Below are 15,543 nucleotides of genomic sequence, written 5' to 3' on the forward strand. Positions count from 1 at the left end.
TCCCCGGCTCGCCGTAAGCAGCGCTGCACCGTGAGGTGCGGCGCATGCCGGCGTTGATTAGCTCAAGCTTAATGCTTCTTCGTTGTCGACGACGAAGCGGGCGCTACCCGAATGGGCGGCGAGCCTGACGGCAGGGTGGTGGGCGTCGGCTTTTTGGCCTGCTTCGGTTTCTTGACTTCGCGATTGCTGCGCATCTGACCTTTTGCCATGACAGGACTCCCTTTTGCGTGTGTGCTCGTCGAAATTGTTCGAGCCTCCACTCAGTGTGCGCTGAATTGCGCGCGCTGTCGCGCAACATTTGCGCCAGCTGGGTGCCGTCATTTCAGAAAGGAAGCCACCCGCGCTGGCTGTTGCGCTCAGGCGACGCAAAACAGGTGATACAACGCACTTTATTTAGCGTTATTTCGCCTCTAACGCGTGTGAATATCATCCATCCGCCAAATGTCTGAAATCGCCGATTGATCTTTGTGCACCGGCAGATCATATTGCGCTAAACCTGCTGACCTGTAAGCAGGATCTGCCTGTTCTCGCAACGTAGGTAGCGGTTCGGACAATGCTTAGTGATATAACCTCCGATCAGCGCGATTCGACACAGTGCCGGCACTGTGGTGTGACACTAGCCACCAATCTGCTGTCCTGTCCGTCTTGCGGGGCCAATCAGCTCGATCCGCTCGGCTGGTATTCGCCGTCTGCCGCTTCTGCCAGCGTCCGTCTTCCTCCTCCCGCTTCCTCGATCGCGCCGCAACTGGCGGCGCCTGCGGCGTGGAACACGCCGGCGGGTGTGGAGGACGACCGGTTTCACGCCAAATATGATCCCTGGCGTGCGCCCAGGCGATCTCCGTTTGTCTGGGTCGTAGCGGGACTTGTGGTGTTGTTCCTCGTGGCGGCGGTGGCCGGGTATATTGCCTTGCGGCCCAGTAGCCCGGTGATTGCCGTGGTGCCAAAGGCGGTGTCCGGCACGGTGTTGACGCAGCAGGCCGTGCCGCGCGCTGCGGTTCCTGCGCCAGCCGCGGCGAGTTCTGTGGTGACGACGGCGCCGTCTGCGCCTGCGTCCCTTGCGGCGAAGCCCGCTTCGCCCGCGACGCTCGTAGCGAAGCCCTCTGCCTCTGTGCCGCTTGCAGCGAGGCCGGCAACGCCTGCGCCGCTCGCAGCAAATCCTTCGCTTGCGGCTAATCCCTCTGCCTCCGTGCCGCTTGCAGCTAAATCGAATCCTCCTGCGTCACTCGCGACGAAACCCACTGCGTCCGCAACGCTCGCAGCCAAACCCGCCGCGCCCGCGTCGCTTGCGTCGAAACTGCCTGAAGCCGAGACCGCCGCACCTAAAGCAGTGGCTCCGAAGCCGGCGTCTCAGCTCGCGAACTTACCGCCTGCAGTAGCGCCGAGTCGGACCATCACTCAGGCTGCGGTCTCACCGGCTCCGGTTGCGCAGAATCCGGCCGCTCAGAATCCGGCTGCGCACGTCGCAACGGCACAGAGTTCGGCCGCCCGAAGCGCAGCCGTGCAGGGTTCAACGGCACCGCACCCGATTGCGCAAACGCCTCCCGCGTCGAAGCCTGCCTCGTCCACACCTGCCATCGCAACCGCCTCCAGGCCATCGACCGTCGTGCCCAAACCGGCGCCAAAGACTCTGGCCGCTGCGCCGCATCCCTCGACGTCGTCAACGCCTGACGTCAAGCGCGATGCCATCGCGAAGGCCAATGTCAATGGCAAGCCAGATCAGGTGCGTCCAGAGGTAACGAGGAATCTTCAGATCGCTCGGGCGATGCTGCAAAAGGACAACCTGACCGCAGCCGAGTCGCATCTCTCAGCCGCCCTCGCTACGCAACCGAAGAATCAGGAGGCGCTCGACATGCGCACGGATCTGACCGGCCGCGAACAGCAGCGCGACGCCGCGCTCGATGTCGCTCGGGGCTGTATGTATATGGAGCGTTGGAACTGTGCCTGGCACAACGCCGGCAACGCTCTGGTCGTCGATTCGGGTAGCGCGGAGGCGAAGAGCATCATCGCGCAGGCCATGAATGAGGCGCAGCCGCCCGCGAAATCAGCGGCGACTCCGGCGCAGCCTATCCAGTCGCATGAGCCGCCCGACCACCATTGAGCGCGAGTTGCTGACGCGCGATGGTTCGAGCCGGGCGGATGCGGGCGTAAGCGAAACCCCGCGCCCGACAACGACGCAAGGCGATTTCCATCGCAGCAGCTAAGCGAAGTCCGACGGACCAGGTTCTGGCACACCCGGCGGCGTGTCGTTATCGTCAATCAAGCCGGCGCTCGCATTGCCTTTATTCTTCTCTTTCTCCTCGGGCTCATCCGCTGGCTTTTCGGGCAGCGGCTGATCTAGGCCAGGTTCGACAGGCGTTGGGAGGGCGTCGCCAATGGGTCTCGAAACGTCAATCGGAGGGCCATCAGCGGGCTGCTTCGTGTCCTTCTCTACATCGGGAGATTGGCTCGTCACGTGGATCTCCGGGCAGGAGTGGGGATACGTTACAAGCCAGCAATCCCCGTACCACTTCCCCTCCTAAACCTGCCAGCCCAGACTGACATCGACCTGCCCAGGCACGCGCAAATGCCCGCGCAGACCCGCTTATTGGGAATTCGAAGCAACCTGCAATTCACCCCACATCACGAGGATTTTCTGAATGCTGCGCGCGTAAGCGTCGCGCAGCTTCGGCGATTCCGAGTGGTACGCGCCGATCGCGCGCCACGTGTTGCCGTACTTGACCATCTTCTGCTTCAGCAGCCACGCGGCCACGTAGACGTTCACGCAAGGATCGGTGAGCGCGCGATGGGGCACCCCTTCCCGGGCCAGGTCGCCGAAGTGGATGGAGTTGATCTGCAACTGGCCGACATCGATCGAGCCGTTCGCGTTGCGGTTGATCGCGCTCGCGTCGCCTTTCGATTCGAACCACGCGACCGCGCGCAGCACGGACGGGTTGACGCCCTGATACGCGGCGGCCTGATTGAAGCAGTCTTCCTGCGCGTGCACTGCGCCGCACAACAGCGAAACGGCGAGTGCTGCGTACGCATGCCGCAGCAGGTTTTGGCGGGAGCGGCGGCGCAGTGACGCCGCGGCGATAGGTGAATGGTTGGACAACACGGGTCATGCCTCCGCGTGCTTGCGATACGTAATGAAGCCCGGTGTTAAGTGGGCGTTCGCGGTTGAACAGGAATTGCGCGACTTACGGGACTGGCGAGACTTACCGAAATTGCGGGAACTGCACGAACGACGGGAATTACGTGAGTTGCGACGACCACGGGTAGTAGGGCGTTTATTTGGCCAGGGCGAGATCGAGTTGCTTTTCGATGTTGCCGAGGTACGCGTGCGATGCATCCGACACAACCATGTGCGGGACCGGCGCGACGCTCTTGCGGTCCGGTATGCGGATTTTCTTTTTCCGCTGCTGCGAGAGTTTGGGCTGCGGATCGTCTTCGTCGTCGCTGTTCGGCGGCAGCATCGCCAGGGTCGGCAACGGCGGATAGACCTTGTCTGATGCGGCGGGTGCGCCTGGCATGACGAGCGCGCTCGCAGCGGCGGGTGGCGCTGCGCTGGCGGGCTGGCCCGCAAACGCGGATGTCGCCAGCAGCAGACTCGTTGCCATTACGGATAGGCGATACATAAACCCAGCTTCCTTATGGCGTTGGCTTGATCGACACGCTGTACGGCTGGTTCGCGCCTGCCGTCAGGTTGTCGAGATTCAGTTTCACCGCATGTTGCGCGGGCACGCCTCGCCAGATGGCCTGGTTGAGGTACGGCAGGTCCTGCCCGAGCGCGGTCACGAGAATCGTCGTCGGCTGTTTCTGTGCCGCCGCCAGCGTGCCCACTTTGGCGAGCACGGCGGTCAGTTGCGGATCGCGAGCGCCGAGCGCATCCGGCGGGATCGTGAAACTCATGATATCGGTCGAGACAGGCGCCTTCTCTGGCTGCGTGGCGGTAACCGGGGGCACTTGCGCGCATCCGGCCAAAGCGAGAAGGGCCACGAAAATCAGTAGCGGCTTCACAAGATGCTCCCTCAAGTGGCATTGACGCTATAAACGCGTTTTCGGCAGCCTGGGCGGTGAACTTGATATGCAATTCGCAAACGTTTGGCAAAAAAGAAAACGTGACTCAATAATGAGGGCCAGGCGTACGTCTACGGCTTCGCAGTGCGCGTCCGGAAGTGAAGTTGCCCTGCCTGTTAAACAGGCAGGAAAGCTGCTTTTTGTCGGATGAAAGGCGATGGGCGCGGAATAATAAAAGATCAGACAAGAACCGTCGCTCCGGACGTCATGACGGCGGAGCGTAACGGTTCGATCCATCCTCGGAGCGAAAAAGATATGAGCGGTAAGGTCAAGGAGCTTGCAGCACAGCTCATCAGAAACTTCAACGATGCCGAACTGGGTGCGGAGGTTCGGCCGCCACTGTATGAAACGCTGTGTACGCGTCTCGCGATGGGTACGGCGGCGCAGAAACTCGGTGCGTCGATCGATATCGTGGCCCCGGGCAAACGCTCGTGTCCCTATCATTTTCATTACGCGCAGGAGGAGATGTTTGTGATTCTCGAGGGCGAGGGCACGCTACGGGTGGCAGGAGAAATGTTGCCGATCCGCGGTGGCGATGTCATTTTCATTCCGCCGGGTCCTCAGTACCCGCATCAGATCATCAACTCGTCTGCTGCACCTTTGAAATACCTTTCGATCAGCACGCGCGACGATCCGGAAGTAGTCGAGTATCCCGACTCCGGCAAGTACCAGGCAATAGTGCGCGGCGCGGGAGCGAGCCGCGCGTTCGTCGGCATTCAACGCAAGGAAAATTCGCTCGATTACTGGGACTCCGAGCCCTGAGCCCTGAGCCCTGAGCCCTGAGCGTGGAGCGAACTGAACGCGCAGCGACGAGTTGGAGCAGTTAGAGCGCGAGCAGGATTATGCGAGCGCACCGCGGTATTTTGGAGGCAGCGACGCGCCCCGAAGATTGCAGATAGAATGCGGCCTCCGCGCGATCCAGGCGGTTGATCTCGATCTTGCGCGAAGGAGTGCGGTTGTGAATCCCAGCCATACCGTCAGAAAAGCACGGCCTACCGATCTCCCGATGGTCTACAAGGGTGAGCTGAACTACATCCAGACGATCGAACCCGAGCACGAGCAGCGTTGGAAAGATGCGATGCATTCGCATCTGCGGCAGTGGACCGGTGCGCTCGAGCGCATGTCCGTCGTCGAGCAGGGTGGCGTGCCGGTTGGATACTGCTTCTGGGAGATCATCGACGGTGCGGCGTGTCTCGCATCGATCCACGTGGTGCCCGAATTGCGGCAACGCGGACTGGGCCGGCTGCTCCTCGATCACTACATGAACGACGCGCGCACGCAGGGCTTTGCGAAACTGACGTTAAGCGTGTTCCGCGGCAATGCGGCCCAGTTTCTGTATGAGTCAGCCGGATTTCAATGCGTAAGGAAAGGCGAGGAGTACGTGGACTACGTCTATCCGGATGTCACGGCGTCAACCGAGGACTAGAATAGGGACCCCGCGTTAAGGAAACCATCCATGTCCCTCTCGCAAGAAGCCAATCCTCTACTCGAAGAATGGCAAACACCGTACGGCTTACCTCCGTTCGACCGCATTCTCCCCGAGCATTTTCCCGCCGCCTTCGACGCCGCGATGCTTCAGCACAAGCGCGAAATCGAAGCCATTGCCACGGCCGCGCAGGCCCCCACCTTTGAGAACACCGTAGCCGCGCTCGACGCGTGCGGCCAATTGCTACTCCGCGTCGAACTGGTGTTCGACAATCTCTCGTCGAGCGAAACCTCGCCCGCGTTGCAGGCCATTGAGCTTGAGTATTCCCCGCGTCTGGCGGTGCATGCAAGCGCGATTTACCAGAACGAAGGTTTGTTCACGCGACTGCACGCTCTTTACGAGCGGCGCAGCAGTCTCGGCTTGTCGACCGAGCAACAGCGCCTGCTCGAACGCTTTCATCTGGACTTCGAGCGCGCAGGTGCCACGCTCGGCAAAGACGACAAGGCCCGCTTCGCTGCGATTGCCGAAGAACTGGCGATACTTACCACGCAATTTTCCCAGAACGTGCTCGCCGATGAGTCGTCGTTCGCCTTGACGGTTGCAGATGACGAGCTCGCTGGCTTGCCATCGTTCGTGCTTGCCGCCGCATCGCAGGCGGCGCGTGAGCGCGGGTTGCCCGAGGGCGCTCACGTCATCACGCTGTCGCCTTCGCTTGCCGAGCCGTTCCTGACGTTTTCCGAGCGCCGTGATCTGCGCGAACAGGTCTGGCATGCACGTCGCCAACGCGGTGCCTATGCGGGCGATCACGATAACCGCCCGTTGACTGCGAAGATCGTTGCGCTGCGGCAGGAGCAGGCCGCGCTGCTCGGTTACGCGACGTTTGCCGACTACAAGCTGGCCGATCGCATGGCGCCTTCGGTGGCGGCTGTGGATGAACTGCTGCAGCGTGCGTGGAAGCCTGCTATCGCCAAGGCGCAGCATGATCGCGAACAACTGACGTCGCTGGCTACTGAACTGGGGCAGCCAACACCGATTGCCGCGTGGGACTGGCGTTATCTGTCCGAGAAGGTGCGGCAGAAAAGCTTTGCCATCGACGATGCCCAGGTCAAGCCGTATTTCTCGCTCGATGCAATGCAGGCTGCGATGTTCGATTGCGCGTCGCGGCTCTTTGGCGTGCGCTTCGAGGAGCGCCACGGCATCCCGCTCTATCATCCCGATGTCCGCCTGTGGGAAGTGACGGACTCCGAAGGAAAGATGATCGGCGTGTTCATCGGCGACAACTTCGCGCGGCAGACCAAGCGAAGCGGCGCGTGGATGAGCATCCTGCGCTCCCAGTCGGGCCGCAACGGCGGTACGCTGCCGATCGTGCTGAACAACAACAACTTCGCGAAGGGCTCGCCGACGCTGCTCGGCTTCGACGACATCCGCACGCTGTTCCACGAGTTCGGACACGGCCTGCATGGGCTGCTGTCGAACGTGCAGTATGAGCGGCTCGCGGGCACGCGAGTACTCGCGGACTTCGTGGAACTGCCGTCGCAACTGTTCGAGAACTGGGCCCAGGAGCGCGAGGTGCTATTGCGTCACGCTCGGCACGTTGAAACCGGTGAACCAATTCCCGCGGAACTGCTCGAGCGCCTGCAGGCTGCGAGCCGCTTCAACCAGGCCTTCACGACCGTGCAGTATGTTGGCCCGGCGTTGATGGACATGGCCTTGCATGCGCGGACCGATACCACGCCGGTGGATATCACGCAGTTCGAAGCGGAGCAGGCCGAAAAGCTCGGCATTCCTGATGATATCGGCATGCGTCACTATCTGCCGCATTTCAAGCACCTGTTTTCCGGGGACCAGTACGCGGCGGGCTACTACGTCTATATGTGGGCCGAGGTGCTGGAGGCCGACGGCTACGCAGCGTTCGAAGAGACCGGCAATCCGTTCGATCGCGCGACTGCGGAGCGTTTGCTGAAGTGGATCTACAGCGTGGGCAATTCGATCGATCCGGGTACAGCGTTCAGGACGTTCCGTGGGCGTGAGCCGGCGGTCGAGCCGATGCTGCAAAAGCGTGGTCTGCTCGACACGGCTGTGCCGGGTTGATCTGTCGAGTGGCGAGCCCTTCGCCACTCACTCGTTTACTCAACTCACCACTCACGACTCACCACGGGTTCGCCCCGCTCGAATTGAAGAACCCGCCGGTGGGTCCATCTTCCGCCAGCAAGGCAAGACGAATCGCTTCGGCCGCTCCCTGTTCGATGGTTTGATAGCCGCGATGCTGATTGAGATCGGTCGCGGTAAAGCCAGGATCCGCTGAATTTACCTTGATCGGCGTGTCGCGCAGTTCGGCGGCGAGTTGCACTGTGAGCATGTTCAGCGCGGCCTTGGAGGCGTTGTAGCCCAGAAACTTGACGCTCGCAAACTCCCAGGCGGGATCGCCATTCAACGTGATCGAACCCAGCCCGCTGGACACGTTGACGATGCGCCCGGCTTCCGACTTTCGCACAAGCGGTAGCATGGCCTGCGTAACCGCAAGCGTGCCGAAGAAGTTGGTCTCGAAGACGCGCCGTACGGTATCGATATCCGCTTTGGTCGGCGGACCGTCGCCTGCAACGGCGATGCCCGCATTGTTCACAAGCACGTCGAGCTTGCCGGCATGCTTTTCGATCCACGCGGCCGCGTCCCGCAGAGTCTCGGGACGGCCGAGATCGAGTTCGATGAATTGCACATCCAAACCCTCTTCCTTCAACTGCGCAGCGGCTGCGCCGCCGAGTTTGGCGTTGCGTGCGCCGAGCAGCACGCGCATGCCTCTGCGCGCCAGCGTCCCCACGATTTCCAGTCCGATTCCCTTGTTGGCGCCTGTGACCAGCGCGATTTGTGACGATGAACTTTGCATTGCAATCCGTCCGTACCTGAAGAATGGTTTAGGATTCCAGTTTATGAAGGATTCTTCAGCTTTACCATTCGCATATGGATAGCAAGCACGCCCGGGCGCTCACGCCAAGAAAGACGCCACGTCAGGCCCGTTCAACGGTCACCGTCGACGCGGTATTCGAAGCCACCATTCAGGTTTTGCTGAGCGAGGGCGCGCAGCGTCTGACCACCACCCGCGTGGCGGAGCGGGCCGGCGTCTCGGTGGGCACGCTGTACCAGTACTACCCGAACAAGCAGGCGCTTCTCTATGCGGTGATGCAGCGTCACCTCGAGCACGTCGCCACAGCCGTCGAGCAGGCCTGCGAGCGACATCATCACGTACCGCTCGGTACGATGGTGCAGGGGCTCGTGCATGCATTCGTCGCGGCCAAGACGGCTCGCGTGGACGAAGCCCGGGCGCTGTACCTCGTGGCCGCCGAGCTGAACGCCGCCGAACTGGTGCTAGCGATCTCCGGACGGACGCGGCGCGCGACCTCGGCGATGCTGGCAACGGCGACCGACGCCTCGTTCGAGGATCTGCCGACCGTGACCTTTATGGTCAACAGCGCCATGGTCGGGTCGACCCGTGCGGTGCTCGAGGGCCGCGCGCCGCCGAAAATGCTTCGGGTGCTGCGCGAACAGCTGATCACGCTATGCGAGGCTTATCTGAAGCGCGTGGCGCTGCCCGTGACGGCGCGAGGCGAGAAAGCGCGCAAGACTGCGTGAAAGGACAGGGTGAACAGCTCGTTTCCGATGAAAAGAGCGCGTCGTCAGCCTCGCCTGCCGAAATTTGGCGTGGTCAAATTGCGTCCCCATTGGCTGTTTGTACTTTTTGTTGTACGGCGTGCGCCTGATTGTTGGCGTGACGAGCAAGGATGTGTTTCCCCGCTTTGACGAAGCGTTGCCATTTCGGGCCCGCTGGCCCGGCGAAGCGCCCGCGCCTTGCGGGTAGCGAAAGCAAGGCCGGCAGCACGGAAAGCGTTGCTACGCGGTGCTTTCGCCCGCCTGACAAGGCAGATCGCAGGCGCAGCGAGTGACCCCCGAATCCACCGGATCAGCACGGCCAGGGCAGCCCGAAAGCTGACCATTATGTCAAGGTCTGGAAGCGTATTCTGGTAAACACGCCTATACTCACGGGCGCGCCCTAAAAGTAGTCCGTGGGCCGTGTCGGAGTCCGGTGCGCATTCGTCTGCAGTTCGCGACGGTGCAATCCAGCTGGCTCAGCGCGACCGACGCTCTGTTTATCAATTCACCAAGCACCACCTCAGATATGTCTACATCGCCGAAGATCATCTACACCCTTACCGACGAAGCGCCGGCTCTGGCGACCTACTCGCTGCTGCCGATTGTGAAGGCTTTCACGCGCTCATCGAACGTCGCTGTGGAAACACGCGACATCTCGCTGGCCGGCCGCATCATCGCCGTGTTCCCGGACTATCTGACTGCGGAACAGAAAGGGTCCGACGATCTCGCCGAACTCGGCGCGCTGACTACCCGTCCCGAAGCGAACATCATCAAGCTGCCGAACATCAGCGCTTCGGTGCCGCAACTGAAGGCCGCGATCGCCGAACTGCGCGATCAGGGCTACAAGCTGCCGTCCTATCCGGATGTCGCGACGACCGACGAAGAGAAAGACGTCAAGGCCCGCTACGACAAGATCAAGGGCTCGGCCGTGAACCCGGTGCTGCGCGAAGGCAATTCGGATCGCCGCGCGCCGTTGTCGGTCAAGAACTACGCCCGCAAGCATCCGCACAAGATGGGTGCATGGAGCGCGGACTCGAAGTCGCACGTCGCGCACATGAACAACGGCGATTTCTACGGCAGCGAAAAATCCGCGTTGATCGGCGCAGCCGGCAACGTGAAGATCGAACTGACCGCCGCTGATGGCAGCAAGACGGTTCTGAAAGAAAAGACCACGGTGAAGGCTGGCGAAATCATCGATGCTTCGGTACTGAGCAAGAAAGCGCTGAGCAGCTTCATCGAAGCGCAGATCGCCGACGCGAAGGCCAACAACGTGCTGTTCTCGGTGCACCTGAAGGCCACCATGATGAAGGTCTCGGACCCGATCATCTTCGGCATCGTGGTCTCGGTGTTCTACAAGGACGTGCTGGCCAAACACGCGGATGCGCTGGCGAAGGTCGGCTTCAATCCGAACAACGGTATCGGCGACCTGTACGCACGCCTGAAGGATCTGCCGGAGCAAACGCGCGACGCGATCGAAGCCGACATCAAGGCGCAATACGAACAACGTCCGCATCTGGCGATGGTTAACTCGGACAAGGGCATCACGAGCCTGCACGTGCCGAGCGATGTGATCGTCGACGCGTCGATGCCTGCCATGATCCGCGAGTCCGGCAAGATGTGGGGCGCCGATGGCGCACTGCACGACGCCAAGGCAGTGATTCCGGACCGTTGCTATGCCGACGTGTATCAGGCTGTGATCGAAGACTGCAAGAAGCATGGCGCGTTCGATCCGGTCACGATGGGCAGCGTGCCCAACGTCGGCCTGATGGCGCAAGCGGCGGAAGAATACGGTTCACACGACAAGACATTCCAGATCAAGGCGAACGGCGTGGTCCGCGTGACCGACGAAGCCGGCACTGTCCTGCTCGAGCAGAAGGTTGAGGAAGGCGACATCTTCCGCATGTGCCAGACCAAGGACGCGCCGATCCAGGATTGGGTCAAGCTGGCGGTGAACCGCGCCCGCGCGAGCAACACGCCAGCCGTGTTCTGGCTGGACGCAGCACGCGCACACGATGCGCAGATCATCAAGAAGGTCGAGACGTACCTGAAGGACCACGACACGAGCGGTCTGGATATCCGTATCCTGACGCCGGTCGAAGCCACGAAGTTCTCGATCGATCGCATTCGTGCCGGCAAGGACACGATCTCGGTCACCGGCAACGTGCTGCGTGACTACCTGACCGACCTGTTCCCGATCATGGAGCTGGGCACGAGCGCGAAGATGCTGTCGATCGTGCCGCTGATGGAAGGTGGCGGCCTGTTCGAAACAGGCGCTGGCGGTTCGGCGCCGAAGCACGTTCAGCAGCTCGTCGAAGAAGGCTTCCTGCGTTGGGACTCGCTCGGCGAATTCCTGGCGCTCGCCGCTTCGCTCGAACATCTGAGCAACGCGTATCACAACCCGAAGGCGCAGGTTCTGGCGAAGACGCTCGACCAGGCTACCGGCAAGTTCCTCGACAACGACAAGTCGCCGGCACGCAAGGTTGGCGGTATCGACAACCGTGGCAGCCACTTCTACCTGGCCTTGTATTGGGCCGAAGCGCTGGCTGCGCAAACGGAAGACGCTCAGTTGCAGGCTCAGTTCGCTGGTGTGGCGAAAGAACTGGCTGCGAACGAAGCGAAGATCGTTGAGGAACTGGCTGCAGTGCAAGGCAAGCCGGCAGACATCGGCGGTTACTATCGTCCGAATACCGACCTGACGAGCAAGGCCATGCGTCCGAGCGCGACGCTCAACGCGATCGTGGATGCGGTTGCGTAAGGTTCGGCTTCGGTTGTAGCTGGCTCGACGTTAGAGCTGGAGGCAGTAGAAAGGAAATGGCGCCCTCGGGCGCCATTTTCGTTGTGGCGGAGCGTGCCTCGCCGTGGGATGCGCAACTGACCTAGGCGGCCCCACCTAAGCGGCCCCACCTAGGCGGCCCCATCAAACGTGAACGATTTCCCAGTCGCCGATCTTCTCGGGTATCTCGAGCATCGAAGTATCAGCCTCGGACAGATGCGGACAGCACACACCATTGGCGAGGTCGTCGGCGGCCTGCTGAGGGCTGGCAAATGCGCCAAGCGTCTCGTTGCCGAACGAAGCTTCCCAGCCGTCCTTGCCGGGCAAAATGTAGAACGATCCTTCCGTCGAACCAAAGCGAAAGCCTTTCATTTTTCGTCTCCCGATCATCGTAAAAAAATGCATTTGCCTGGCTGACCTGCGTACGGGACGCGGGCCGGTCCTGGGATGGTCTTCGCGGGTCGGCTACTGTGGCCCGCTAAAACCAGTCGTCCAGAACGCCGGCTCATGTAAAAGAGTCTACGTGAGCGAGTCGCCAGCACAGCACAGATAGTGAGATCGGCAGATAAAAAATTATCTATAAAAAACAATAGCTTATTGGATTTGTTCCGGATTGTGGAATGTGGGACGGCATTGCGAAACGGCTGGTTTGTGCCATGCACCACGATTTTTTGTAGTGCAATGGATCGTTCCACATCGTGAAATTTCCCGATATTTGGTCGTTCGGAGCGGCGCTTCGGGATGGACTGTTAAAGGAGCGCTTCCTTCTTCGTCCCGTCCTGACCGGCGGAGGAAGCAACAACGCCCCGGCAAATGCGTTGGGAATACCCGTTCGGGCATAATGCGCCGATGTTGATGACCTGGTGAAGCTGACATGCTTTATGACCAATCGTGGATGGGTTACGGCATCGTCGGCGGAATGGAAGCGGGAGCGATTGCGGCGGTGATCGGATTCTTTGTGCTGCTGCTGCTGCACTGGCTGACGCGCAAGCAACCGTGGAGCCATGGCCGCGAGCTCGCCGTGGCTTATCTGCTGTCCGTGCTGCCCAGTTCCAGCGGCGATTTGTGGAACATGTTCTATTTCAACTACGCTGACCTCCAGTCGCCGGCTCTGATGCGCGCGTCCCTTGCCGGGATTCACGATCCGGACGGCATCGGCACACGCGTGCTATGCGAGTTCCTGGGTGTGGCGGTGGGAGTATCGTTGGCCTGGGCTTTGATGTTTTGGCGTGATCGTGCGCGCGCCGGCAGCGCATGACATCGCTTCGTGCGATAGATAGATAACCCGGTCGTTCAGCGGAAAACCCGTATGTCGCCTGGCGCACGGGCATCCGCTTGAGCGAGGGCTCTACGTGGCGCTGCCGTAGAAAACATCCAGCGTCGGAAACGCAGCCTGCCCGCGCAGGCAGTCCCACAGGTAGATCGCGAATCCCGGGTCTCCGGTCCAAAGCGAATAGCGCAATTGTCCGTAAGCCGCTTCATCAGCCTCAGTCTGCGCAATGCCATGCATCGCAAATGCCCTCGCGCGCTGGAGCCATTTGACATCGCCGGTACGCTGGTAGAGCACCAGAAACGCATAACCATTGCCGCCCGTCCCGTGACACAGGTTGGAGCCCTTCGCTAGCGGCCCCGCAGCCCATGTCGCCTCCCCACCCGCAAGCAGCAGCGAGTCCAGTTCACGGCTCGGCAACTGCGCGAGGCAGACAATGAAACCAGGTGCGCCATGGCACAGCTGCATGAGCCAGCGCGGCGTGCGGCCTTCCGGTAGCGTGAGAAACGCGCGCCAGTTTGCGTGGTTGTCCTCGAGTGTCGCGGTGCGTTGCACGGTATTGACGATGCGTTGTTCCCATTCGCTCCAGCTGGCGGCGTCGAGCAGATGGCGACCGCGAATCAGCGGCAGCGCAGTTCCCACGAAACCATGCACGCCGTCGAGATAAGTCGTCTGCGAGCCATACATGTCCTGCGTCCAGTAGTGGCAGCCATGTTCCTCCGACCACTTCAGTTCGCTCGCAAGTTGCGCAGCGGTCTTGCGAAACAGCTCGGCCCAGCGTTCGTCCTGAGTGTGCTCATGAAGGAACGACGCGGCGAGCAGCGTGCCCGGCGAACCCCACATGAGTTCGCGGGTGGGATTGTCGAGATTGCCATTGATCAGATCGGCAAGCTGCCCGGCCAGCGCTTCGCTCGGCGTGCGTCCGTATTCGAGCATCAGCCACGGCGTTTCGCCCATCATCCACGAAGCGAAGAAGGTGCACTCTTCCTTTTCGAGCCACCGCCGATTCAACGTGCGCAGCGTTGCCGCATGCGCCAACGGATCGCGCTGAAGCTTGACCGCGCCAACCGCTTCAAGATAGCCAAGTGCCCAAACGACTCCACACGCGCCGTGATAAAGCGGCGTTAGCGGCGCGCGTGGATTATCTTCATCGCTGCCGTCGCGAGGGTGGGCCGGCCACAGTCCGTCCTCGTTCATCTGAGTTTCCGTTTGGCTGACGATCCGGGCGATGCAATCTCTCACCCGTGTTTCATCCCATTCGATTGCTTGCAGAGGCTCGTGACGGCTCGGATCGAAAAGCATGCATACCTCGCTAGAAATAGAAAAGAGGGTGGCGTCGCGCGGGCATCAGCGGATGTCATGCGCGGCGAATCGATGGGCGCGTCGAACTCGTGTTGAACGTCGAATCCGCTTGCGCAACGACTGACGCTGTCCGATCATTTAGCCCTCGCCGCCCTGACCGATGCCGATGATGCCTCAGGACGCGCACGTTGTCGAAAGGCGCCGGATTCCGCATCATTTACGCGGTGTGCATCGATGCGTTCAACATGAATCAACTCGAAGGAGGGAAGGCATGACTTACGCGCTTTATTATTCGCCCGGCGCGGCGAGCATGGCGGTTCACTGGATGCTGCTCGAGGCGGGCATTCCCTTCGAGGCCCGGCTGATCAATATCGACGAGGGCGCGCAACATGACCCCGAGTATCGGCGTCTCAATCCAGCAGGCCGCGTGCCGACGCTCATCGTCGACGGTGTGCCGCGCCACGAATCCGCCGCCTTGCTGATGTTGCTCGCCGAGCGTCATCCAGATGCCGGTCTTGCGCCGGCGCCCGGCTCACCTGATCGCGCCGAGTGGTTCGAGCTGATGGTATTCATGGCCAATACCGTGCTCCCCGCAATGCGTGACTGGTTTTACGCCGACGAGGACGGCGACCCCGCTGGTGCCGAAGCAGTGCAGGCGCTCGCGCAGCGCCGTATCGAACAGTCCTGGGAGCGGCTCGACGCGCTGGTCGCCGACGGCCGCAACTGGCTGGTGGGTGGAAAGCTCAGTACAGCAGATTTTCTTGCAGTGATGCTGATGCGCTGGTCGCGCAATCTGCCGTGCAAGGCTACGAACTGGCCGCACCTGGTGCCCTATATCCAGCGCTTGCGCGCGCTGCCGTCGTTTATCGAGCTGAACACGAGAGAGGGCTTGAGCAACTGGAGCAATCCGCCGAGCTAGCGCGAACCAGGGACGCGTCTATCAGTCAACGCGGATTCCAGAACCACGAGAGACAGCAGCAGCGCCGAGGTTAGAACCCCGCCTTTATGATTCCACTAGTCGAAGGGTCGCGAGTCGCGGTAATCTTGCCGCGCCTCGTTCCTTTGGAAGCG

16 protein-coding genes are annotated in these 15,543 nt (G+C 61.2%); 8 read left to right on the plus strand and 8 right to left on the minus strand.

Annotated features, from left to right (window positions below; translation table 11 throughout):
* Positions 1-68 precede the first annotated feature (68 nt).
* The gene (locus P3T17_RS33720; protein ID WP_166660659.1) at positions 69-209 is read right to left on the minus strand and encodes a hypothetical protein; all 141 of its coding nucleotides are present in this window, start codon (positions 207-209) and stop codon (positions 69-71) included.
* 401 nt (positions 210-610) lie between these two features.
* Between P3T17_RS33720 and P3T17_RS33725 the strand changes: the two genes are divergently transcribed.
* On the plus strand, positions 611-2,098 hold the full coding sequence (locus tag P3T17_RS33725; protein WP_429411201.1) for a hypothetical protein: 1,488 nt from the start codon (positions 611-613) through the stop codon (positions 2,096-2,098).
* Positions 2,099-2,197: 99 nt separating this feature from the next.
* On the opposite strand, the gene P3T17_RS33730 is transcribed toward P3T17_RS33725, so the two are convergent.
* The 4 genes from P3T17_RS33730 to P3T17_RS33745 all read right to left on the minus strand — a co-directional run bounded on the left by P3T17_RS33730 (position 2,198) and on the right by P3T17_RS33745 (position 3,996).
* Entirely contained in the window at positions 2,198-2,452 is a 255-nt protein-coding gene (locus tag P3T17_RS33730) for a hypothetical protein (protein WP_429411203.1), read from the minus strand.
* 129 nt (positions 2,453-2,581) lie between these two features.
* Positions 2,582-3,034: a lytic transglycosylase domain-containing protein gene (locus P3T17_RS33735; protein WP_429411339.1), complete on the minus strand. Its 453-nt coding sequence runs from the start codon at positions 3,032-3,034 to the stop codon at positions 2,582-2,584.
* A 232-nt stretch (positions 3,035-3,266) separates the two neighbouring features.
* A complete protein-coding gene (locus tag P3T17_RS33740) occupies positions 3,267-3,614 on the minus strand; it encodes a hypothetical protein (RefSeq protein WP_429411205.1) in 348 nt (115 codons plus the stop codon).
* 13 nt (positions 3,615-3,627) lie between these two features.
* Positions 3,628-3,996: a hypothetical protein gene (locus P3T17_RS33745; protein ID WP_074265753.1), complete on the minus strand. Its 369-nt coding sequence runs from the start codon at positions 3,994-3,996 to the stop codon at positions 3,628-3,630.
* 315 nt (positions 3,997-4,311) lie between these two features.
* Between P3T17_RS33745 and P3T17_RS33750 the strand changes: the two genes are divergently transcribed.
* The 3 genes from P3T17_RS33750 to P3T17_RS33760 all read left to right on the plus strand — a co-directional run bounded on the left by P3T17_RS33750 (position 4,312) and on the right by P3T17_RS33760 (position 7,573).
* Positions 4,312-4,818, plus strand: coding sequence for a cupin domain-containing protein (locus tag P3T17_RS33750; RefSeq protein ID WP_074265752.1), 507 nt, complete (start codon positions 4,312-4,314; stop codon positions 4,816-4,818).
* A gap of 196 nt (positions 4,819-5,014) precedes the next feature.
* Positions 5,015-5,482 (plus strand): N-acetyltransferase family protein, encoded by a 468-nt coding sequence (locus P3T17_RS33755; protein ID WP_429411207.1) that lies wholly within the window; start codon positions 5,015-5,017, stop codon positions 5,480-5,482.
* Positions 5,483-5,512: 30 nt separating this feature from the next.
* Positions 5,513-7,573, plus strand: a complete 2,061-nt coding sequence (locus P3T17_RS33760; RefSeq protein WP_429411209.1) for a M3 family metallopeptidase — start codon at positions 5,513-5,515, stop codon at positions 7,571-7,573.
* Between the two features lie 58 nt (positions 7,574-7,631).
* On the opposite strand, the gene P3T17_RS33765 is transcribed toward P3T17_RS33760, so the two are convergent.
* Positions 7,632-8,366: an SDR family oxidoreductase gene (locus P3T17_RS33765; RefSeq protein ID WP_429411211.1), complete on the minus strand. Its 735-nt coding sequence runs from the start codon at positions 8,364-8,366 to the stop codon at positions 7,632-7,634.
* Between the two features lie 74 nt (positions 8,367-8,440).
* On the opposite strand from P3T17_RS33765, the gene P3T17_RS33770 reads away from it, so the two are divergent.
* Both P3T17_RS33770 and P3T17_RS33775 read left to right on the plus strand, forming a co-directional pair.
* Positions 8,441-9,109 carry a TetR/AcrR family transcriptional regulator gene (locus P3T17_RS33770; RefSeq protein ID WP_429411213.1) on the plus strand — a complete coding sequence of 223 codons (669 nt, stop codon included), beginning with the start codon at positions 8,441-8,443 and terminating at the stop codon, positions 9,107-9,109.
* 544 nt (positions 9,110-9,653) lie between these two features.
* Complete coding sequence (locus P3T17_RS33775; protein ID WP_429411215.1) at positions 9,654-11,882, plus strand: NADP-dependent isocitrate dehydrogenase; 2,229 nt, start codon at positions 9,654-9,656, stop codon at positions 11,880-11,882.
* Positions 11,883-12,044: 162 nt separating this feature from the next.
* On the opposite strand, the gene P3T17_RS33780 is transcribed toward P3T17_RS33775, so the two are convergent.
* Entirely contained in the window at positions 12,045-12,272 is a 228-nt protein-coding gene (locus tag P3T17_RS33780; protein ID WP_074265746.1) for a hypothetical protein, read from the minus strand.
* Positions 12,273-12,774: 502 nt separating this feature from the next.
* Between P3T17_RS33780 and P3T17_RS33785 the strand changes: the two genes are divergently transcribed.
* The gene (locus tag P3T17_RS33785) at positions 12,775-13,158 is read left to right on the plus strand and encodes a hypothetical protein (protein WP_429411217.1); all 384 of its coding nucleotides are present in this window, start codon (positions 12,775-12,777) and stop codon (positions 13,156-13,158) included.
* A gap of 90 nt (positions 13,159-13,248) precedes the next feature.
* On the opposite strand, the gene P3T17_RS33790 is transcribed toward P3T17_RS33785, so the two are convergent.
* Entirely contained in the window at positions 13,249-14,367 is a 1,119-nt protein-coding gene (locus P3T17_RS33790) for a lanthionine synthetase C family protein (protein ID WP_429411219.1), read from the minus strand.
* Positions 14,368-14,743: 376 nt separating this feature from the next.
* Here P3T17_RS33790 and P3T17_RS33795 point away from each other — a divergent pair, with 376 nt between their 5' ends.
* The gene (locus P3T17_RS33795; RefSeq protein ID WP_429411221.1) at positions 14,744-15,391 is read left to right on the plus strand and encodes a glutathione S-transferase family protein; all 648 of its coding nucleotides are present in this window, start codon (positions 14,744-14,746) and stop codon (positions 15,389-15,391) included.
* The last annotated feature ends 152 nt before the right edge of the window (positions 15,392-15,543 follow it).

Source organism: Paraburkholderia sp. GAS82 (assembly GCF_050436285.1).
In the GTDB taxonomy this organism is placed as follows: domain Bacteria; phylum Pseudomonadota; class Gammaproteobacteria; order Burkholderiales; family Burkholderiaceae; genus Paraburkholderia; species Paraburkholderia phenazinium_B.